Below are 19,908 nucleotides of genomic sequence, written 5' to 3'. Positions count from 1 at the left end.
GTGAGCGTACAAGTGGAGTCGAACAGCTACCTGACGGAGGAACAGCAGAGGGTCTACCAGCTGCGTAGCAGTCTGGAGCGCAATGGGGGAACGCCTGTCGGATTCCTGGACGTCCTGGCTGCAGTCATCGCGGAGGACACATGGCGCAAGGTCCCCTCTGGCGTGAACAAAGAGGAGCCGTTCACCAGCTTCGCTGACTTCATCGAGGCCAAGCCGCCCTTTGGGCTGGGAGCCAAGGTCGCGGATGTGCTCGTCCTGCTCCAGATTCGCCACCCCCATGAGGGTGTGGAGGAAATCCGTGACCGCATGGACGCGATGCGGGCTGAAGTCCGCCGGCTCCTTACCGAGGACGGCATCACTGGCTACACCGAGGACCAGCGAGACAGGGACATCAAGGCTTGGGCAGCGCTCGATCGCTCGGGCGGGTGGTGGTTGGCCTTCTTCGTGGCGTGCCAAGTAGAGATGGGCAAGGGACACGGAAGCAGTCGCGGCAGCGTCCAGCGCCTTACTCATGGCCTCGACGGATCAACCAAAATCACCGCCCAAGAGTTCGCCGAGCGTGCTGGGACGACAGCTAAGCGGGTGGTCCGCTACTACCGGGCTTGGGAAGCGGCAACCAGTTCCGGTGCGGTGTCTATCGGACCAGAGCTGCTCTACCCCGGGCATTCACCGATCGAACTCCCACCTGTGGAGGACTGGAGCCTCTACTACCGCAGCAGGGCGACGAGCGGCAGCTCGGAGGAGCGCCAGCAGGCCATCGCCGAGGCAGCGGCGGGAGAAGGTATCAAGCCCACCATGGCTCTTCACGTCGCGGAGAATCCGACTGCGCTGAGGGCTGCGATCCTCGCAGACCCGAAGACCGCGCAGGTGGCTCGCGCCGCGATTTCCGATCTCACCGTGAACGAACGCAGCGCGAAGCACGCCGAGTACGTCCGTCAGGCTGCGGGAGAAGGCCAAGTTACGACTGCGGCCGGCCAGGTCATCCAGCTTCCCGAGCAGGCCAGGGGCAGGGCCGCAGTGCTTCTCACTGCTGTTGAAGACGCGAAGGCCACGCCGGAGTCCGTCACCGAGGCATTTGAAGCTGTGCAGGGACTGATTGCCGAGGCCGTCGAGGCCGATCCGGAGATCCAGATCCGCGAACAGCGGACTCGGTTCACCAAGGCTCTCAGCAGTACCAAGAAGGGGATCGAATCCATCGACCTCGACGACCTGGCAGCAGTTGCCGACGACGATCTGCGCGGGAGCATTGCCGAGCTGCAGAAGAAGGTCAACGAGCTGGCCGACCTCATCGGAAAACCGAGGTCATCAACCCTCCGGGCCGAATGAGCCCAAGAGAACTGCCGACCTGCCACTGCTCCCGGCTAGCCTCCGCGGGGGCAGTGGCAGGAGGGATCGAGTCGACTTCGACACGGCTCCGAACATACCCAGCAGCAGGACACCGCTCATGTTCAGTGCGACTGTCGGCAACGGGTGAAATGGGGACCACGGACGGCGTATCAAAAGCGGGCCACTGGGTGATCTCTTGATCATTCTGACTTCATTGGGCTGGAGTCAGGAGGAAGAGAGGGTGATCCACGTGGAGGACTGGGCTGAGATTCGCCGGTTGCACCGGGCTGAGGGGTTGTCGGCCCGGGCGGTGGCCCGGCAGCTGGGGATTTCCAGGGGCACCGTGCTGCGGGCACTGGCCTCGGACCGGCCCCCGCAGTACCAGCGTCCGCTGAAGGGCTCGGCGGTGGACGCGGTCGAGCCCGCAGTCCGCGAGCTGCTCAGGCAGACCCCGACGATACCGGTGACCGTGATTGCGGAGCGGATCGGCTGGGAGCGCGGGCTGACGATCCTGCGTGAGCGGGTGCGTGAGCTGCGGCCGGCCTTCCTGCCGGTGGACCCGGTCTCGCGCACGGTCTACGAGCCCGGTGAGCTCGCGCAGTGCGACTTGTGGTTCCCCGCCGTCGACATCCCGCTGGGCTACGGCCAGTCGGGCCGCCCGCCGGTGCTGGTCATCGTGTCGGGCTACTCGCGGGTGATCACCGCCCGGATGCTGCCGTCGCGGCAGACCGGTGACCTGATCGACGGCCACTGGCGTCTGCTCGCCGACGGCTGGGCAGCGGTGCCCAAGATGCTGGTCTGGGACAACGAGGCCGGTGTCGGCAAGGGCAAGCTGACCAGCGAGTTCGCTGCGTTCGCGGGCCTGCTCGCGGTCAAGGTCCACCTCTGCCGGCCCCGGGACCCGGAAGCGAAAGGCCTGGTGGAGCGCGCGAACGGCTACCTGGAGACGAGCTTCGTGCCCGGCCGCACCTTCACCGGCCCCGACGACTTCAACACCCAGCTGAGCGCGTGGCTGCAGATCGCCAACCGGCGCCGGCACCGCTCCATCGACGCCCGCCCGGTGGACCGCTGGGAGGCCGACCGGGCCGCGATGCTGACCATCCCGCCGGTCACCCCACCGCACTGGTGGCGCTTCCACACCCGCATCGGCCGCGACCACTACATCCGCGTGGACACCAACGACTACTCCGTCCATCCCCGCGCGATCGGCAGGACGGTGATGGTCCGCACCGACAACGAGGAGATCACCGCCATCGCCGGCAACGACGTGGTGGCCCGCCATGCCCGCTGCTGGGCCAGGCACCAGTCGATCACCGACCCCGACCACGCCGCCGCGGCCCACGTCCTGCGCGGCGAGGTCATCCACCAAAAGGCCGCCCGAGCAGCCACCGCCCGCGCCGCGGCCCTGACCCCCGACAGCCTCGGCATCGACGTTGAACAACGCGAACTGGGCACCTACGACCGCATGTTCACCCTCATCGAGGGCGGCGCGGGCAAGGAGGACACCTGATGGCCCACACCACCACGACTACCGCAAACAACACCGGCGACAGGGCGAAAACGAACAGCCAGACCACCCGCACTGGTCGGCAGACCGCCGCCGACCTGGCCTTCCTCTCTCGCGCCATGAAAGCACCCGCCCTGCTGGACGCCGCTGAGCGGCTGGCCGAACGCGCCCAGACAGAGTCCTGGACCCACACCGAGTACCTGGTCGCATGCCTGCAACGCGAGGTCTCCGCCCGCGACTCCCACGGCGGCGAGGGCCGTATCCGCGCCGCCCGTTTCCCCGCCATCAAGACCATCGAGGAGCTCGACGTCACCCATCTGCGCGGCCTGACCCGCCAACAACTCTCCCACCTGGGAACATTGGACTTCATAGCGGCCAAGGAGAACGCCGTATTTCTGGGGCCGCCCGGGACCGGGAAGACACACCTGGCCACCGGCCTCGCGGTCAGGGCCTGCCAGGCGGGCCACCGGGTCGCGTTCGCCACCGCCGCCCAGTGGGTCGACCGCCTCGCCGCCGCCCACCAGGCCGGCCGCCTCCAGGACGAGCTGGTCCGGCTCGGCCGCTACCCGCTGATCGTGATCGACGAGGTCGGCTACATCCCCTTCGAGTCCGAGGCCGCGAACCTGTTCTTCCAGCTCATATCGAACAGATACGAAAGGGCCAGCGTGATCGTCACCAGCAACAAGCCCTTCGGACGCTGGGGAGAGACCTTCGGCGACGAGACCGTCGCCGCCGCCATGATCGACCGACTCGTCCACCACGCCGAGGTCCACTCCCTCAAAGGCGAGTCCTACCGCATGCGAGGCCGCGAACTCGGCCGCACCCCCACCACCGGCAACGACTGAACCCAACGAACGAGACCACACGATGGCCCACGATTGAACCGTTCAGACCGGCCCATTTTCAGCCGTTGCCGACATGCGACGTCGGCCTCTGAAGGCGTGGTCTCAGTTTTGGTCTCATTCGTTGCCGCCCGAGGGGATACGCAGGCCGGACACGGCGGCACAGACCGGCAGGTCAGGACACATACGTACACCGTCGGACGGCTGTCCCCAGACTTGGAAAGCGTGTTGGGGGCAACCCCTCACGAGTTCGAATCTCGTATCCTCCGCACCCGCCCGTCTGGGCAGACGTAGGGCCCGACCGCATCGCGGTCGGGCCCTACGTCGTTCGGGGGTGACAGTTGCCGCCTCACGCCTTGCGCGCGACCAATCCACTGGAACAGCCGGGAACATCCGCGATCGGGCTCACTGCATGGATGTTCCAGGTCACTAGCCAGGTGGTCTTCGAAGTACGAGGCGGGCCAGGCGGCGAGTCGAGGGTGATCCCCGCCCGGCAGTCGAAACCATCCAGAGGGTTCCGGCTGGACGTGGAAGCGTCAGCTGCCCGCGTGGCCGCCGGACCGCTCACAGGTCCAGGGGTATGCGGAGAGCTTCTTCACTGCTCACCACTCTGATGGGCGGCTACGGCAGTGACGAGCTGAGCATGGAGGTCCCGCAGATGCTCGACATGTCCGGCGAGTCGGTCGATGAAGACGGCGAAGGCAGCCGGATCCATGGGCGGCGTCCGGACGTCCTCATCGAACTCCACCTTCACGTGCGGCACGCCCTCCTCGGGCTCCAGGGCGTACGGGTGGGTGCTGATGGACGGGTGCACCCAGTAGGGTTCGGCCGCCGATCCCGCTGCCGTCCTCCTATGGCGTATCCGCCACGCAACCGACCTGCCCGCACCCGTCGCCGCCATACGCTCCGTACAGAAGCAGGCCAAGGCAACACCGCTGGCGACTCCCTCATGTCCAACCGTCCCGCCGGTACAGCAAACCCCAACCCGGAGGCGCTGATGCCAAGGCCCCTGCTGACAGGGGAAGGTAGATCCTTTGCGCAGCGGCGTGCAGGCGGGCATGGCGGGCCGGGCCAGCCTGCGACGCAACGGAATTGGGGGCCTCCGACCTGCCAGGAACGGTGCCGTAGCCGACCTCGGCTGGCCCGAGGCCGTACTCCGGATGCGGTCCGCGACCCTTGGGCCGACCACCTCCCGACAGGCCGCCAGTCGCCCGCCCCCGCCTTCGAGAAATAACCTCTGACCTGGTCGTTTCCTTGAATTCGCCTATTCTGGGGGAGCTCTGGCGAACCCTCTCGGAGGGGATATCGTGGGCGGCGAAGCCATCAATTACGACGCCGGTCAGATCGAGGTACTGGAGGGGCGGGAGGCCATTCGGAGGCGACCCGGGATATACCGAACTCCATCCCGACCGGATCCGCAAGGGCCTGATCGCGGTCGTATCCGTGAAGCTGGACGATCCAGAGTTCCTGGGCGCTGCCCACAGCGTACTGGGTGGCCACAACGTGCGCGCCTGCGTCGCACAAGCCGTCCAGAAACACCTCAGAAGGTGGCTGGACAAGCACCCGGCACAGGCCGCAGCCATCATCGACCACATCATCCGAGGTGCCTGCCGGAATTGACCGACATCGGGACGCCCCGCCGTTCCCACAATCACACCAACAAAGTGGTGAGCAGGTCATATGTGACCCGATTTGTCCGAGTGGGGACAGGCCCTGTCCGGTGAATGGGTCTGCTGGTTGCTTGATTCGTGAGCGGACTTGTGAGTGGGCGTGGTGATAGGCCGGTGGTGGTGGTGTCGTGCGTCCCCGGCGGGCCTGTCGCCTGAGACGCGGGACTCGGCTGTGGCGTGGCGGAGGCCCCGAGCTTGGGCTCGCCTGGGCCGGATCTCTGCCGTACCGGCTGGGAAAACCGCTGTCGGGCAAGTGGATCACGATGATAGAACTGCCGCTGTGCATAAGTCTCTGGAGTTTCCCGATCTGCTGCGTCTGATCGACGACCGTGCGACCGCCTTCCGCGCCGTGATCGCCTCGGCGCCCAGCCTCGACGTGCAGGTGCCGACCTGCCCCGAGTGGACGCTGTTCGATCTGGCGCAGCACCTGGGCCAGGGGCGTCGCTTCCGAGCCGCCACCATCGCCGCCGGACCTGCCGACGCTCCCCCGGCCGAGGCCGTCGCCGAGCGCAGCGCGCCGGCCCCCGGGACCGCGAAGAGCTGCTGGCCTGGTTGCAGGCGACAACGCGGGAGCTGCTGGACGCGCTGCGGGCGGCCGACCCGGACGGCAGTTGCTGGACCGGATGGGGTGCCACACAGTTGACGGACACCTGCGGTTCCGTCGCCCGGCACCAGGTCCAGGAGATCGCGGTGCACACCTACGACGCCCAGGTCGCCGTGGGCGCCCCGCAGCCGCTGCCGACCGAAGTGGCACTCGACGGCGTCGAGGAGAACCTGTTCATCACCTGCTTCACGACAAGCCCCTGGCCGCACAAGCCCACCGCCTTCGACTTCCACGCCACCGAGGGCCGCTCCTGGCGTCACACGGTCGACGGCGATGGTGCACGGACCACCCGACTGCCCGCTCCCGACGAGGACCCGGACGCGGCCGGCCTCTCCATCCACGGCACGGCCAGTGATCTGGTCCTGTTCCTGTACGAGCGCATCCCGCTGGACTCCCTGCGACTCGACGGGGACCCAGGGCTGTTCGACCAGTTCCACGCCTGGGACTGGTGGGCGTGACGACACGCCGCCGCTGATTCAGAGCGTGCGGAGCCAGATAATGGTGGAGATTGGGTGGATTCCGGCCTGGTAGCGGGTACTGAAACGCCCGGCTGCTGTAGGCCTTGTCGCCCAACAGGATTCTTGGACGGGTGCGTGCCGGTCCGCGAGGGGTGGGTACCGCGACGGCCTCGAACGCGGCCCGGGCATGGGCGATGTCCGAGGCCTGACCTCGGCGTCGGCGCAGCTCGCCAAGATCGCGCCATGCCTGAATCAGACCACCTACCACCTTTCGAACCACTGCCATCGTCCGATCCAGCAGGATCACAACGGCGCCGAGAAGGGCAGCGACAGCGAGCACTGCGGCATACGCGGTCACGGCAAGGCTCCACATCGGTGCTCTCCATGTCGGCCGCCGCCGTCGAGCTACAGCGAACTTTCCAGCCCCTGCGCGGCGCGCACGCCGATACCGGCGCCAGGCACTTTCCATGAAGTCCCACGACAAGATCGAAGTCCACGCCAGATCTGACGCTTTTTTGGATCATGGTGGCTGCCCGAACACGGAGCCAAGTCAGCTCATTACGGGCTGCACATATGGCGAATATGGTCACTTATATGGCATCCAAGAAGGTGACGGTGACCATCCCCGAGGACCTCCTCGAAGAGATCCGGACCGAGGCGGATGAGCGGGGCATCTCGGCATACGTCACCGAAGCACTGCGGGCGAAGCGCGACCGGGACCGGCTCCTGGATCTGGTGGAGTGGCTTGAGGAGGAGCACGGGCCGGTCACCGATGCTGAGCGCTCGGCCTCCTACGAAGCACTGGACGAACTGGACGCCGAGCACCAGCGCCGTCAGGCCAGAGAGGCCAAGCACACCGACGAGGCCGCATGACGCCGAAGCGCGACCGTGACGCGAAGGCCCTGCGCGTTTTCGTGCTGGACTGCGAGGCGCTTTCGCTAGCCGTCCGTGGTGACCGCATGATGATCGGCTGGCTCGACCTTGCCGCACGCGGAGAGGCCGAAGTCGTCACCTCCCCCATGGCGCTGGTCGAGGCGTACGACGGCAGGACGACAGGACGACGGAGCAACGTTGGGACTGGGTGCTCTCCCGGGTCAAAGTGATCGACCTGGGCAAGGAAGAGGCACGACGGGCGCGCAGACTGCTGGCCGACACGAAACTGCACGGTCACACGTACGCGATCGACGCCATGCTCGCCGTCGTCGCACTCTCACAGCGAGGCCAGGTCACCGTTTTCGCCTCGAACGTAGACGACCTGGAGAAGTTGCTTCCGTCCCACATCGTCGTCAAGAAGGTCTGACTCGGCCACCAGGACAGATCCGACCGCCGCCCCATCGCCGCAGGCCTAGCGCCGTCCTGCAAACACGGCCGCAGTTGCAGGTCCAGTTGCATTCATCCCCGTTCCGCGGCGTCCACGGCATGACCTCCGATCGGCTGCGCCGCAGGTCAGGACGTCGTTGAACCTACATGACCCCTCGGATGAACAGTTGGAAAGCGTGTTGGGGGCAACCCCTCACGAGTTCGAATCTCGTATCCTCCGCAGGTCACTCGTATCCTCCGCAGGTCAGAAGCCCCGCCCGGTTCACCGGTGCGGGGCTTCTGCGCTCCCAGCCTCATCCGCCGTCTCGACGGGCCGTGCTGAGCTCTCCGGGAGAGGGTTTCGATGCTCTGCGGGCACGGCCCCGCCACCTTGTCGTGAGCCGCGGCTGCACAGGACCCTCACCGGCCGATGAACACCTTCGGGCACGCGGGGGTACTCACACAGGGACGATCTCGACACCCTGCTCCAGCCCCTTGAAGTCATCGACGTTCCGCGTGAAGAGCGGGAGTCCATGGGCGGCGGCGGTGGCAGCGATCATCAGGTCCATTCGACGAGGGCGGGGGTTGCGATTCGCTTTGACGCTGAGCGCGACCAAGGTTCCGAATCTGCGGGCGGCCTCCCGGTCGAAGGGGATGGCCGCGAACTCCGCCTCCACGTCGGCCAGACGTTGCGCTCGCGCCATCATCTCCGCCGGGTCCTTCGTCATCGCCACGCCCTGGGCGAGTTCCGCCAGGACGATCGAGGAGACAGCTGCCTCCACAGGCAGGAGGCTGGAATCGATCAGCGGCAGATCAATGACCACGCACGTGTCCAGCAGTCCGCGTGGCAGCCTGTCGGTCACGCGCGATCCCACGGATTGCCGTCCTCATCGATACGGTCCTCGGAACCGAAGAACGCGTCTGCCTCCGCTCGTAGCTGAGCGGCATCGACCTGCGGCGCGTGGCGCCACTTCCGCTGAAGTTCCTCCACCGGGACGAAGCGGCGTCTGCTGCTGAGCGGTCGCACTTCGGCGATCTCAGTGCCATTTCGGGTGATGTGGTAGGTCTCGCCCGCCTCCACGTCATCGAGTACAGCCTTGGAGCGCGCGGCGAGCTCCCGTTGAGTGATGGTCTTCATGGAGTCAGCGTATCGCAGTGTAATGCATTGCGATACGCCATGGTCGGACGAGGACGATGGCCCGTCCCAGCCAGTTCAGCTCCATTCCGGTTGCGCAGTCCCTGCGCGTTCCCGCCTGCCGCGCCTGCCGACGTCGCTTCGCCACGTGGGTCGAGCCAGCCAGTGCACCGCTGAGGGGAGCCCGCGCGCAGCGGGCGCGACCCTGCCGGATCAGCCGACAGCGCCGATGACGCCGCAGGTCAGACCTGGTCGTCGAGCGCTCGTCCAGTTGCCGTCTCACTTGTCGGCAACGGCTGAAAATGGGCCGGCCTGAACGGTTCAATCGTGGGCCATCGTGTGGTCTCGTTCGTTGTGTTCAGTCGTTGCCGGTGGTGGGGGCGTGGCCGAGTTCGCGGCCCCGCATGCGGTAGGACTCGCCTTTGAGGGAGTGGACCTCGGCGTGGTGGACGAGCCGGTCGATCATGGCGGCGGCGGTCTCGTCGCCGAAGGTCTCTCCCCAGCGTCCGAAGGGCTTGTTGCTGGTGACGATCACGCTGGCCCTTGCGTACCTGTTCGATATGGCCGCCGTCGATCTCGCTTCCTCCACACCCGCCCGTATGGGCAGACGTAGGCCTGGCACGTCCCCTGGTCTGCAGCGCCGAGCGGCTCACGCTGATTCCCGCAGGGAACCTGATCGGTGGCTGTAACGTCCGAGCACCGTGCTGCGTATTTGACGGGATGCCGGACCACATCGCGTCAGTGCGGCGAGGCGCGGAGACTCCTCAACCAGAAGGACGGACCCTGATGATGAAGCGAGCCCCTCGCAAGAGCTTTGAGTCCCTGGCCAGAGCAACGTGGGTCGTCTGGGTTGCGCTTCTCTGCACCGCGGGCGCGGTCGGTTGTGGCGCCTCCCAAAGCGCGGGAAGCAGTACTGATGCTCCGTCATTCCTGCCCGCGAACGAGCTTCCTCCCGTGAGTCGGGCCCTGCAAGTCGTCCAGGACGCCCCGGATGGGGCAGCCAGTCTGCCCTGGCTTCTGGTCAGGCAGGACCGGCTCCATCAGGAGCTCACCATCGAGGTCACCAGGGGCGGGTGCACCTCTGTCGTCCCGGAGGGAGTCACGGAATCCGCCACGGCTACCGCCGTCACGGTGACCGTCCTCGATGAGATCCACAAGGCGTCCGCCTGCACAGCGGACCTCAGCTACAGCCTCTACACCGTGAAGCTGACGGCCGCCGACGCACACCTCGGAATTGAGCACGGCGCTGTTCACGATTGGGAGGCGGGAAGCTGAACGACTTCCACGAATCGCGTCGACGACAACCTGTTGACAAACCGTCGTACGCCAAAAAGTGATCTGCATCACAGATATCGCACACATCCGATGGACCGTGCGTCGTACGACTAGGTTGACCGCGGAGCCGGGCAATAGCGTTTAGGAATTTGGGATTCCATATGAGCGCCATGCGCATGAAACTGCGGGCGGCATTAAGTTTGACCACGGCCGTTCTCGCGGTGGCTGCGACGCTCGCCGCCACCACGTCGGACGTCCAGGCTGCTCCAGCGCCGGCCACCCTCGCGGCCGGTCAGTTGCAGCACCTCTCGGATTCCGTGAGGTCCGACGGCGACGACTACGCCGGTCTGTGGGTGGACCAGGCGGACGACACGGTGTTCGTGGCCACTACGAACAGATCGCTGACGCCGTCCTCGGTCGCCTCGACGGTGCCGAAGCCCGCCCCCGCGTCGCGAGCGATGAAGATCGACGTCGTGCATGTCCAGTACAACGCCGACCAGCTCGACGCGATCGCGTCGCACGTCACCTCTGACTCCCGACTGCGGGCAGTCGCAAAGCAGTCAGGGGCGGCAATGGCGGTCTGACCGCATTGTGGAGCGACATGTACGAGGAGAAGGTCATCTTCGGCGCCAGTCCCGTGATGGGCTGACAAGCACCACTGCGTTGTGAGCACCGATGCTGGGGTATCGGCCCGAACAATCGGATGGATTAAGGGCGCGAAACCACTAGGGTCGGATCGGCAGTCATATTGTCGTAGTTAACGCATGAAATGCTCATGCGGTGAAGTGGAGCCCTGGTGTCCCTGACGGAGTCACCCAAGCAACCGATACCACCTCTGCAGGATCGTGCCTGGGTGGGACTGCGGCTCCGGCGACGTCTCCCCGCGCTGGTGCGCCGAGCGGTGTGCAGTCCGTGCAGTTGGCTGGTGGCCGCAGCTGTCACCGTCTACTCGATCTTCGCCTACCACCAGTACACCCAGTTGCAGACCGGCGCCTGCGACCTCGGGATCTTCTACCAAGCCACCGAGGGTTGGGCGTTCCACGGCTTCCCCACCGACCCGATCAAGGGATTCCCGCAACTCGGTGACCACTTCTCGCCGGTCTTCATGCTGCTGGCCCCGGCCCTGTGGGTCCACAACTCCCCGCTGACCCTGGTCTTCGCCCAGGTGCTGCTGCTCTGCAGTTCGGCGATACCCGTCTACCTGGTGGTCCGCAGGGCCTGGGGGCGCTGGACAGCCGCCGGCATCACCACCGCCTACCTGGCCGGCATGGGCATCCAGGGCTCAGTCGCCTTCCCGGTGCACGAGGTGATGTTCGGTGCCCCACTGATTGCCTGGGCGCTGGAGCGGGCTCTCGCGAAGCGATGGACAGCTGCCTCGGTGATCATCGCCTGCGGTGTCTTCGTGAAGGAGGACATGGGGGCCATGGTCGCGATGTTCGGCATCTGGGCGCTGATCAACCGCAAATGGCGGCACGCGCTCGCCCTGTTCGTCTGGGGTGTGGGGATGTTCCTGCTCACCGTGGACGTGATCATCCCGCACTACAACCCGGACGGCTTCACCTACGCCGCCGACTACGCGGCCAACCTGCACGCGAACAACATGGACCAGCTGATCCGGCAGTTGGCCACTCATCCGCGCCTCGGCCTGCACCTGCTGTTCGACAACCCGGTCAAACGCAACGACTGGCTGGACCTGCTGGCACCCGTCGCGTTCATGTGCCTGGCGTCGCCGATCGCCCTGCTGGGAGCGCCGATGATGGTCACCCGCATGCTCTCCTCGCGGAGCACCGAATGGTCGGACGACCTCTACTACGACATGCCGCTGATGGCGATCACCTTCATCGGCGCGGTCGACGGCCTCCAGCGCGTCGTCCGCCTGCTGCGCCGCTTCCTGCCCGGGCTCAACCGCGAGTGGCTCCCGGTGCTGGCAGGCTCCTGCCTTGCCCTGTGCTCGCTGGCCGTGACGCTCCACATCGACCGGCACCGGCAGATCTACGCCTGGATGTCCGCCGACGCCTTCACCGCCAAACCCTCCTGGGTCGCCGACGTGCACACCGCCCTTGCCGTCATACCCTCCGGCGTCGAGGTCAGGGCGACCAACAATCTGGTCATCCCCCTGGCATCCCGCGACACCGTCACCCTCGTGGGGTCCGATGTCGACCGGGGGGACTGGGCCGCAGTGGACACCACCAACCCGGAATGCCCGATCGGCCCCGCCGACATCCCGCCCTACCTGGCGAAGCTGCGCACCGAGGGCTTCCGAACAGTCACCGAGGACGGCCCGATCATCGTGCTGCACAAGAGCTGACCGGACTCCCCGTCGAAGAGGTACTCGTTGACGGCACTGCGGAGGGCTACGGTACGTCCGCCGAGGCCCGCCGGCTAGCGCTGGCGGGGGCGGTGGGGGGTGAGGGTGGCGGACAGGCGTGAGCGCAGGGTCCGCGCCGGGAACCGGCGCTCCAACTGTTCGCACATATAGGCGGCATCCCGCGCCGTATTGCGGTAGTCGAATCGGAGGTACTGGAAGGAAGCCAGCGGAAGCACCACATCGGGAAGATCTCCCGGCCTTATCCGGGGGGTACCGGAAAGCAGCACCGGAACGATGACCTTCTGCTCCTCCAGGGCTTTCTCGATCTCGTAGAGAACCCAGTCCTCCTGGTCCGGGTACCGCGCCGCAATACGTTCGTGCCAGCCCGGTCCCACCACCACCAGCATCGCGTCGCAGGAGGCGATGGCGCGAGCGATCTCCAGGGTGTAGTCGGCGCCCGGGGCAATGGACCGGCCGGCCCGGAATACATGATCCGGGCCGAGGCGGTGTGAAAGCAGTTCGTCCAGCAGTGCGGCGGCGTAGGCGTCGGTCTCCCGGCGGTAGTTGATAAAGATATGCGGCATTTGCCCCTCTTGTCGCGTCCTCGGCACAGGGCCGATACCGGTTTCTACGAAGCCGCTACGTGATCACGTCAATGGGCCTAGGCTAGCTCGACCAGTCGGCGATGACCGAAGGGCAGGAGGCACCGTGACGAGTGCAGCGGGAGGTCACCCCACGACCGGCAGTCAGGCCTCGCCCCCCAGAACCCGGCGGGGCGGACGGGTCCCGGTCGAGGAACTGATCGAACTCACCCGGTGGCACATCGACCGGTACGACCGGCTCCGCGCCTCGACGGCCACCCGCGCTTCCGTCCTGCTCAGCGCGAATTCCGTGCTGATGGCCGGCTCCGCGTTCCTGGTCGACTACCACTTACAGACCGCACCACCCGATCGCCATCCGGTCTGGACGATATGCTTCGCAGTCATCGCGGCGATCACCATCGGACTGATCCTGCGCAGCCTCTGGAGCTGCGTGGACGCCATTGCCGCCCGCAAAACCACTCGGATGGTTCATCCGGGCGAGATCCCATCGCGCTTCCTTTTCAACTGGGGCGACACCCTGAAGGCCGTCGACGGTAGCAGCAGCTTTGTCAGCAAGGTATCGGCGCTGAGCTACGACGAGGTAATCAGGCACGCGGCTGCGGAGCTGTGGACAGATATACTCCAGCATTCCCAGCGCCATCGTCATCTGCGGGCGGCCATATCGGTGTTCCGCTACGGAATCGTGGCTTTTCTGGTACTGGCTATGGTCACCTTCGTCGGCGCGGCCCGCTAGCGCCTTGCGTCCGCCCCGGTTCAGCACAGTCCGATCGCCGACGATTACCGACGATCGCGCACGCGGCGAGCGTGCGCGCTGGGCGTCGCGGGCGCGGCGGGAGTTGTCACGCAGGCCCTGGGGCAGCCCGGGCACCACCGGACGCCGGTCCGCATGGTGGCCGAGGGCGGACCGCGACCCACGCCCCGGCCGGACGCCGCACACCGCCTCGCAGATCGCAGCGCGGCTGCCGCGAGGAGGCCCCGCCGCTCGCGCGGCGGGGCCGGGGTCGGGGGCCGGAGCTACTGCCCGTTGCCGGTTGGTCCCGCCGTTGCGGGACCGGGTGGCCGCCCTGCGCTCATGGCACCAGGCTGAACGCCTGGGACGCGGTTCCGTCGCAGGTGTACTGCCCGAGCTGAGCGCCGCCGCTGGTGGCGGGAGCTCCCAGGCACAGGCTGGAGTTGTCGGCGACGAAGGAGTAGTAGCCGGAGTACTGCAGGCCCGCGGCGAACAGCGCGTTGGTGTTGCCGGTCCCGCCGTAGTTCCAGGTTTCCAGCGCGGCCCCCGGGGCGGTGGCCCCCACTCCCCCGGTGATGTTCCAACTCTCGCCCTCCGACTGGGCGTTGTCGTTGAGTACCTGATAGTTCCCGCTGACCGAGGTCGGTACGAACTTCCACAGCTGGCTGGTCGCGCCGGTGCAGGCCAACTGCTCCACGGCGGTGCCGTTGGCGGTCGAACCCCCGGCGGCGCTCGCGCACAGGCCGGAGCCCTCGTTCACCACCTCGAACCACGACGAGGTGTCGATACCGGAGTTGGGCACCAGGCTGAACGCCTGGGCTGTGCTGCTGTTGCAGGTGTTCTGGTCGAGTTGGGCTCCGCTGCTGGTGGATGGGGCGGCCAGGCACAGGCCCGAGTTGTCGGCCACGAAGGTGTAGTAGCCCGAGGAGCCGAGTTGGGCGGCGAACAGGGCGTTGGTGTTGCCGGTCCCGCCGTAGTTCCAGGTCTGCAGTGTGTCCCCCGGGGCGGTGGCCCCCACGCCGCCGGTGATGTTCCAGGTCTCGTCCTCGGACTGGGCGTTGTCGTTGACCACGTCGTAGTTCCCGCTGACCGAGGTCGGTACGAACTTCCACAGCTGGCTGGCCGCGCCGGTGCAGGCCAACTGCTCCACGGCGGTGCCGTTGGCGGTCGAACCCCCGGCGGCACTCGCGCACAGGCCCGATGCCTGGTTGACCACCTCGAACCAGGAGGAGGTGACGCCGGAGGCGGCGAAGTTCATGGAGTGGATGTTCCAACCGCCGTTGTCCTGGTCCACGACCAGTGTCTGGGTGCCCGCGGGCAGGGTGACGGTGGCATTCACCGTGGTCCAGTTCTGCCAGCCCCCGGTGGCGGGGATGCTGATGTCACCGGACAGGTTGGTGCCCGAGAGGTTCGCGAGGTGCAGGGCGTCGGTGACGCCGTTGGGAGAGGCGACCCGCAGACCCACCGTGTAGGTACCGGCACCGGCCGCGTTGACCGTGTACCGGAACGACTGCCCGCTGCCCGTCCAGCCCAGGTCGTAGCCCGCGCCCGTGCCGGTCGTACCGGTGGTGTCGCCGGTCGCCTCCAGGTCGACCCCGTCGCTGCGGTAGCTGTCGGCCGTGCCGTTCGTCGAGGCGACGTTGTAGGCCACGCCCGGTCCGCCGGTGTCGTAGTTGGCGGCCTGTACGGTGCCGGGCACCTCGGCGGCGGTGCCACCGTAGGGGGCCTCGCCCGCCGGGGTGAGGCTGTACCCGGCGGCGACGATGTTCGCCTGCACCGCGCTCTGGGTGGCCTGGGACGGGAAACCGGAGACGTCGGCGGCTTCGAAGAACTGTCCGTCGCCCAGGCTCGTGTTGTCGCCGCCGGTGCCGAGCTCGATGGAGCTCTGGGTCTTCATCGGGTTGTAGCCGCTCGGCAGCGCCCCCGAATAGGTCTGGATGAGACCGCCCGACTGGCCGTTGCCGTACTGCAAGGTCATGTTGGTCGAGCCGTTGTTCTCCTCCCACGCGCTGAGGAACGTGCCGTTCTCGCTCGGGTAGGCCGTCGGGTTCGCCCCGGTATTGCTGAAGTACATGCCGTTCTCTATGTCGGCGCCGACCCAGGGACCGGGGCCGGTGCAGTTGCCGGTCCAGCAGTCCGTGCCGTAGTAGATCGCGTTCATGGTCGCGTTGCCGTCGTCGGAGTCGTTGGCCTCGCCCTGACCGAAGTCGAAGCAGCAGCTGCTGTCGGTGAGGTTGGAGGAGGTGACCTCGTACAGGCCGTCGGCCTCGGATCCGGTGGGCAGGTTACGGGCGGCGTTGTCGCGGTAGCCGACACCCATCTTGTCGAAGTCGATCCCGTACGCCGGCTGGCCGTCGACGTACACCGGCAGCGCCTCGGCGGGGGCACCGATGTCCGCGCCGCCGGGGCCGGGGCCCGCGTTCCCGCCACTGCAGCCCGAGCAGGAAGTACCCGGCGAGATCGGCATGTTGTTGGCGTTGCTGGACTGGTCGTACAGCTCGGTGATGGTGCACGTCGTCCCGGCGCAGAACGCGTTCTCGGGCGCCACGTTGACGACCCCGCCGGTCGACTCCAGGCCGACACTGAGGTAGGTCGAGTCGGAGGCGCGCTGGACCTGGTAGAGCGGCCCGTCGTACGCCTCGAACAGCGACCGGGTGGTGCTGTAGGCCGCCTGGCACGGAGTGCCGCCCGAGGCGTAGATGTCGCAGGGCTCGACCGTGGCCGCGCGCGCGGGCGCGGCGCTGAACGCGAGGATGGCGAGCGCTGCCGTCAGCATGAAGGCAGCAGCGAGCGCCACCCATCGTCGGGGGAGGGATGTCGAGAACATATGCCAGCTTCCGTGGTCGTGGGATGCGGTACGCGGCGCGTGGCGGACAGCACGCGCCGGAATGCATGGACGACGGAGGGATACGTCCACAGTCGGCGATACCCGGCGGAGTTTTGGGGCTTTCTGGCTTCGAGAGTGCAGGTTTCCACCGAATTTGAGCGCAAGTCAAGAAGATTTACGCCATATCATCGGGTGATGATCCGAGGTTGGCCAGATGTGATCCCTGCAGATGTCCTCCCCGCCCGCCGCACTGCGGGGCTTTCGGCGGGTCCGGCGCCGGTCCAGGCGATGCGGCGCGTTCGGATCTCGCATCCTCTACAGGCCAGAGGGCCCGCACCGTTGGACGGCGCGGACCCTCTGCGTGCCTGCTCCCGGTTGCGGCCCCGCGGACGAACAGGGGGCCTGAGCCACTGTCAGACGCAGAGGCTTGCCGTCGGCGGGGATGTTCGTCGGTAGCCCGCTGATCTCCGTGCTCAAACCGAGGGGCGCGACGCTGATGTCCGCCCTCGCGGTGAGGTTCCCGTCCTGATCCGCGTGGAGGTCGGGCGTCAGCCCGGCGGTGAGATCGGCGTCGAAGGGCTGCGTCTCTGCCGAGGTTGCCACGCGGCGGGCCAGCATCTGGAAGGTCCTGGTGCCGTGCGGGGCAAGGCCCAGGACGGCGCCACCATCGAAGTAGAAGGAGCCGTCGTAGAGCGGGAAGCTCGGGTTGCTGCTTATCTGGGTCCACTTGAGCGGCATCGGCCTCCATGCGCCCGTGGTCCCCGGACGGTAGTCGAACTGTATTTGCCGGGTGTCATCACCTGAACCGGCCTCGAACATCATCCGGTCCGTGCTGTCCTTAACGGCACCCGGGTTCTTCGCCTGGATCGTCCACTCACCCCAGGAGCCACCGACCTGGAGCCCAGTAGGACCGGTGATGGTGACGGACGGCCCGTTGCCCTGGGACGGCTGCTCGGCCGCGGCTGTCCCGGCAGCCGCGAGAGCGAGCGTCGAGGCGAGAGCGAGCGTCGAGGCCAGAGCGGCGGCCGCTAGTAGCGCGGCCGTGGCCGTGGCGACGCCCTACGCTCGTTCGAATCGCGCACCGGCGCTCAGGCCCGACCGGGCTGCCCGGCGGCCGTCCACCATGCCTCATCACGAGGCGGCCGGAAGCTGCGATCGGCGTCCGCAGCCGGGGCACCCGGGATCTGCTGGCCCAGAGCAACCAGCCGTTTCCTCAGTACTTCGGTGAGTTCCTGTTGCATTTCCGGCGGCAGCTCGGCCAGCATCCCGGCCATCTCATCCTGCCAGCGGATCGGCCCACGCAGAAGCTCCTGGTTGCGCAACGACCAGTCGAGTACCTGACTCACCTGATCAGGGTGTCGTTGCAGCCACAGCGCGGCGAGCGAGAGCGGGCCGCTGCGCACGGCCCGCAGGCAGAAGTCGTACTCCTCGCGTCGGTTGGACGTCCAGGAGTACGGCAATCCGGCGGCACCGGCCTGACCGAGTCGCAATTCGCCGTCCATCCGACGGGTCTGGACACCGGTGATGCGGTAGGCAAAGCCGGAAGCGCTCAGGGCGGCGTCCCCGATGGCAGAGAGCACATCCTCGGGGCCGAGCACCATCCCCGCGACCGCCTGCTCTCGCTCCAGCCGGTGCAGCCGCTGGTCCAGATCCGCGCGGACGGCCTCCCAGCCGTGAGTCATCCCGGCACTGACCACCCAGACCGGGTCATCGACCCACCAGTTCAGCCGGACCTCCACCGACTCGGTCCCGTACGCGGTAGGCAGCGCAAGGGCCCGGGTCGCCGTCCGCTCGCCCAACCAGATGTGGAAGGCCGAGTCGTAGCTGCCGAACAGCCTGGGGGCGTCGGCCTGGATCTCTGGATCGCCTCGGAATCGACATTCGGCCCGGTCCGGTGCGGTACTGGGGGCGCGGCCGTGGGGGGCGAGGTAACACTTCGGGGGGCTGCGGCCAAGTAGAGATGTAAGGCACCACACGCCCGACCTGCCCCAAGGAGCCATCCGTGCCAGCGGAGCATCCGACCGCACCACCCGTGCGCGACCCCGCCGGGTTCGCCATGTTCTACGAGCAGCAGTTCGATGCCGTGCTCGGCTTCGTCACCCGTCGTGTCGACAGCCCGCACCTGGCCGCCGACCTCACCGCGGACATCTTCGTGGCCGCGTTGGAGGGCGTGGACACCTACGACGCCCGGCGCGGCGCGCCCGTCGCCTGGCTGTACGGCATCTCCCGCAACGTCATCTCCGCGCACTTCCGGGGCAGTGCCCGCGAACAGCACGCGGTCGCCCGGATCACCGGTCGGCGGCTGCTGGACGACCAGGACGTCAGCGCGATCGAGGGACGGATCGACGCCTCCCGCGCCGCCCGGCAGCTCGCGGCGGCCCACGCGGCGCTGTCCGAGCCGCTGCGCGAGGTGCTGGACCTGGTCGCCCTCGACGGGCTGACCACCCGCGAGGCCGCGCAGGCGCTGGGCATCAGCTCGACCTCCGCCCGGGTCCGGCTGCACCGGGCCCGCAAGGCCCTGCGAGCTGCCGAGCAGGCCCACTCCCACTCCCGCGACGCCATTCTGGAGGCCGCTCAGTGAACGCCCCTCTGCACTTCAAGCAGCAGCTCGCGGACGAGCTCCAGGCCCGCGCGACCACGCTGGCCGACCCGACCGGGTACCGGGTGCGGGCCCGCGCCCCGCGCCGTCGGCTGACCTTCGCGCTGGGGGCGGTCGCGGCCGCCGTGGCCGTGGCCGTGGCCGTGCCGCTGGCCGGCGGGCCGCACGCCAAGCAGCCCGTCGCCGGTCCGTCGGCCGCGCCCCACGCCAAGAGCAGCAGCAGCAGCATCGACATCGTCACCACCGACTACGTGCTGAAGTCCACCTCGGACGGCACGATCGCGGTGGAGGTGATGAACGCCAAGGGCATTCCCGGGTTGCGGGCCGCTCTGCGCCAGGCGGGTATTCCGGCGGTGGTGATGGGCTTCTCGGCCTCGTGCCACGCCACCGTCCTCACCGACGACAGCGAGGCCGCGTGGAAGGCGCTTCCGCAGCCCGCCCCTGACAGCGGGCTCAACGGGCACTACACCCTGATCAGGCCGAGTGCCGTTCCCCGGGGCGAGCACCTGCTGTTCGTGCCGACGACGGCGCCGGACGGGTCGGTCGGCACGCTGCAGATGTCGGTGGTGCGCCAGGTGCCGAGCTGCGTCCCGGAGTCCATGAACGAGATCGGCGAGGGTTACGTCGCCCCGGGCACCAACCCGTAGGCCGCCGTGGGGCCCGACCGCGTCGCGGTCGGGCCCCACCGCCTGTTCCCGGAGGGCCGAGGGTGCGTCCGGAGCCAGG

General features: G+C 67.5%; 21 protein-coding genes and 1 pseudogene. 14 read left to right on the top strand and 8 right to left on the bottom strand.

Annotated elements, in window-relative coordinates:
• The 3 genes from GXP74_RS01510 to istB all read left to right on the top strand — a co-directional run bounded on the left by GXP74_RS01510 (nt 1) and on the right by istB (nt 3,678).
• A complete protein-coding gene (locus GXP74_RS01510) occupies nt 1-1,326 on the top strand; it encodes a hypothetical protein (RefSeq protein WP_182449602.1) in 1,326 nt (441 codons plus the stop codon).
• Nucleotides 1,327-1,567: 241 nt separating this feature from the next.
• On the top strand, nt 1,568-2,836 hold the full coding sequence (istA, locus tag GXP74_RS01505; RefSeq protein WP_182449476.1) for an IS21 family transposase: 1,269 nt from the start codon (nt 1,568-1,570) through the stop codon (nt 2,834-2,836).
• Nucleotides 2,836-3,678, top strand: a complete 843-nt coding sequence (gene istB, locus GXP74_RS01500; RefSeq protein WP_182449475.1) for an IS21-like element helper ATPase IstB — start codon at nt 2,836-2,838, stop codon at nt 3,676-3,678. Before istA ends, istB begins: the two co-directional genes overlap by 1 nt.
• Nucleotides 3,679-4,270: 592 nt before the next feature.
• On the opposite strand, the gene GXP74_RS01495 is transcribed toward istB, so the two are convergent.
• Nucleotides 4,271-4,489 carry a hypothetical protein gene (locus GXP74_RS01495; RefSeq protein ID WP_182449601.1) on the bottom strand — a complete coding sequence of 73 codons (219 nt, stop codon included), beginning with the start codon at nt 4,487-4,489 and terminating at the stop codon, nt 4,271-4,273.
• Nucleotides 4,490-4,851: 362 nt separating this feature from the next.
• On the opposite strand from GXP74_RS01495, the gene GXP74_RS01490 reads away from it, so the two are divergent.
• From GXP74_RS01490 to GXP74_RS39975, 5 genes and pseudogenes are all read left to right on the top strand, one after another.
• The gene (locus GXP74_RS01490) at nt 4,852-5,295 is read left to right on the top strand and encodes a hypothetical protein (RefSeq protein ID WP_182449600.1); all 444 of its coding nucleotides are present in this window, start codon (nt 4,852-4,854) and stop codon (nt 5,293-5,295) included.
• Nucleotides 5,296-5,625: 330 nt separating this feature from the next.
• Nucleotides 5,626-6,407, top strand: a pseudogene (locus GXP74_RS01485) (maleylpyruvate isomerase family mycothiol-dependent enzyme).
• 594 nt (nt 6,408-7,001) lie between these two features.
• Nucleotides 7,002-7,280, top strand: coding sequence for a CopG family transcriptional regulator (locus GXP74_RS01480; RefSeq protein ID WP_182449599.1), 279 nt, complete (start codon nt 7,002-7,004; stop codon nt 7,278-7,280).
• Nucleotides 7,277-7,510: a hypothetical protein gene (locus GXP74_RS39980; RefSeq protein WP_225447649.1), complete on the top strand. Its 234-nt coding sequence runs from the start codon at nt 7,277-7,279 to the stop codon at nt 7,508-7,510. The genes GXP74_RS01480 and GXP74_RS39980 overlap by 4 nt, the downstream gene beginning before the upstream one ends.
• Nucleotides 7,507-7,707 carry a hypothetical protein gene (locus tag GXP74_RS39975; RefSeq protein ID WP_225447648.1) on the top strand — a complete coding sequence of 67 codons (201 nt, stop codon included), beginning with the start codon at nt 7,507-7,509 and terminating at the stop codon, nt 7,705-7,707. Before GXP74_RS39980 ends, GXP74_RS39975 begins: the two co-directional genes overlap by 4 nt.
• Before the next feature lie 457 nt (nt 7,708-8,164).
• Here the strand turns inward: GXP74_RS39975 and GXP74_RS01470 are convergent, their stop codons facing one another.
• The 3 genes from GXP74_RS01470 to GXP74_RS01460 form a co-directional block, all read right to left on the bottom strand.
• Nucleotides 8,165-8,569, bottom strand: a complete 405-nt coding sequence (locus tag GXP74_RS01470; RefSeq protein WP_225447647.1) for a type II toxin-antitoxin system VapC family toxin — start codon at nt 8,567-8,569, stop codon at nt 8,165-8,167.
• Entirely contained in the window at nt 8,566-8,844 is a 279-nt protein-coding gene (locus tag GXP74_RS01465; protein WP_182449598.1) for a type II toxin-antitoxin system Phd/YefM family antitoxin, read from the bottom strand. The genes GXP74_RS01470 and GXP74_RS01465 overlap by 4 nt, the downstream gene beginning before the upstream one ends.
• 355 nt (nt 8,845-9,199) lie before the next feature.
• Nucleotides 9,200-9,430, bottom strand: coding sequence for an ATP-binding protein (locus GXP74_RS01460; RefSeq protein ID WP_304940904.1), 231 nt, complete (start codon nt 9,428-9,430; stop codon nt 9,200-9,202).
• A 365-nt stretch (nt 9,431-9,795) separates the two neighbouring features.
• Here GXP74_RS01460 and GXP74_RS01455 point away from each other — a divergent pair, with 365 nt between their 5' ends.
• The 3 genes from GXP74_RS01455 (at nt 9,796) to GXP74_RS01445 (ending at nt 12,424) form a co-directional block, all read left to right on the top strand.
• Nucleotides 9,796-10,116: a hypothetical protein gene (locus GXP74_RS01455; RefSeq protein WP_182449597.1), complete on the top strand. Its 321-nt coding sequence runs from the start codon at nt 9,796-9,798 to the stop codon at nt 10,114-10,116.
• Between the two features lie 161 nt (nt 10,117-10,277).
• Nucleotides 10,278-10,700 (top strand): hypothetical protein, encoded by a 423-nt coding sequence (locus GXP74_RS01450; RefSeq protein WP_182449596.1) that lies wholly within the window; start codon nt 10,278-10,280, stop codon nt 10,698-10,700.
• Nucleotides 10,701-11,041: 341 nt separating this feature from the next.
• The gene (locus tag GXP74_RS01445) at nt 11,042-12,424 is read left to right on the top strand and encodes a DUF2079 domain-containing protein (protein ID WP_182449595.1); all 1,383 of its coding nucleotides are present in this window, start codon (nt 11,042-11,044) and stop codon (nt 12,422-12,424) included.
• Between the two features lie 74 nt (nt 12,425-12,498).
• Here the strand turns inward: GXP74_RS01445 and GXP74_RS01440 are convergent, their stop codons facing one another.
• Complete coding sequence (locus GXP74_RS01440) at nt 12,499-13,008, bottom strand: toll/interleukin-1 receptor domain-containing protein (protein WP_182449594.1); 510 nt, start codon at nt 13,006-13,008, stop codon at nt 12,499-12,501.
• Between the two features lie 124 nt (nt 13,009-13,132).
• Here GXP74_RS01440 and GXP74_RS01435 point away from each other — a divergent pair, with 124 nt between their 5' ends.
• On the top strand, nt 13,133-13,759 hold the full coding sequence (locus tag GXP74_RS01435; protein WP_182449593.1) for a hypothetical protein: 627 nt from the start codon (nt 13,133-13,135) through the stop codon (nt 13,757-13,759).
• A gap of 337 nt (nt 13,760-14,096) precedes the next feature.
• On the opposite strand, the gene GXP74_RS01430 is transcribed toward GXP74_RS01435, so the two are convergent.
• The 3 genes from GXP74_RS01430 to GXP74_RS01420 form a co-directional block, all read right to left on the bottom strand.
• On the bottom strand, nt 14,097-16,532 hold the full coding sequence (locus GXP74_RS01430) for an arabinofuranosidase catalytic domain-containing protein (protein ID WP_225447646.1): 2,436 nt from the start codon (nt 16,530-16,532) through the stop codon (nt 14,097-14,099).
• Between the two features lie 366 nt (nt 16,533-16,898).
• Complete coding sequence (locus tag GXP74_RS01425; protein ID WP_182449591.1) at nt 16,899-17,405, bottom strand: hypothetical protein; 507 nt, start codon at nt 17,403-17,405, stop codon at nt 16,899-16,901.
• A gap of 266 nt (nt 17,406-17,671) precedes the next feature.
• Nucleotides 17,672-18,322, bottom strand: a complete 651-nt coding sequence (locus GXP74_RS01420; RefSeq protein WP_182449590.1) for a hypothetical protein — start codon at nt 18,320-18,322, stop codon at nt 17,672-17,674.
• Between the two features lie 263 nt (nt 18,323-18,585).
• Between GXP74_RS01420 and GXP74_RS01415 the strand changes: the two genes are divergently transcribed.
• Nucleotides 18,586-19,164: an RNA polymerase sigma factor gene (locus tag GXP74_RS01415; RefSeq protein WP_225447645.1), complete on the top strand. Its 579-nt coding sequence runs from the start codon at nt 18,586-18,588 to the stop codon at nt 19,162-19,164.
• A complete protein-coding gene (locus GXP74_RS01410) occupies nt 19,161-19,829 on the top strand; it encodes a hypothetical protein (protein WP_182449589.1) in 669 nt (222 codons plus the stop codon). The genes GXP74_RS01415 and GXP74_RS01410 overlap by 4 nt, the downstream gene beginning before the upstream one ends.
• The last annotated feature ends 79 nt before the right edge of the window (nt 19,830-19,908 follow it).

Source organism: Streptacidiphilus sp. P02-A3a, from assembly GCF_014084105.1.
In the GTDB taxonomy this organism is placed as follows: domain Bacteria; phylum Actinomycetota; class Actinomycetes; order Streptomycetales; family Streptomycetaceae; genus Streptacidiphilus.
The sequence above is the reverse complement of the archived record's forward strand: the minus strand, read 5'-3'. Positions and strand labels throughout refer to the sequence as shown.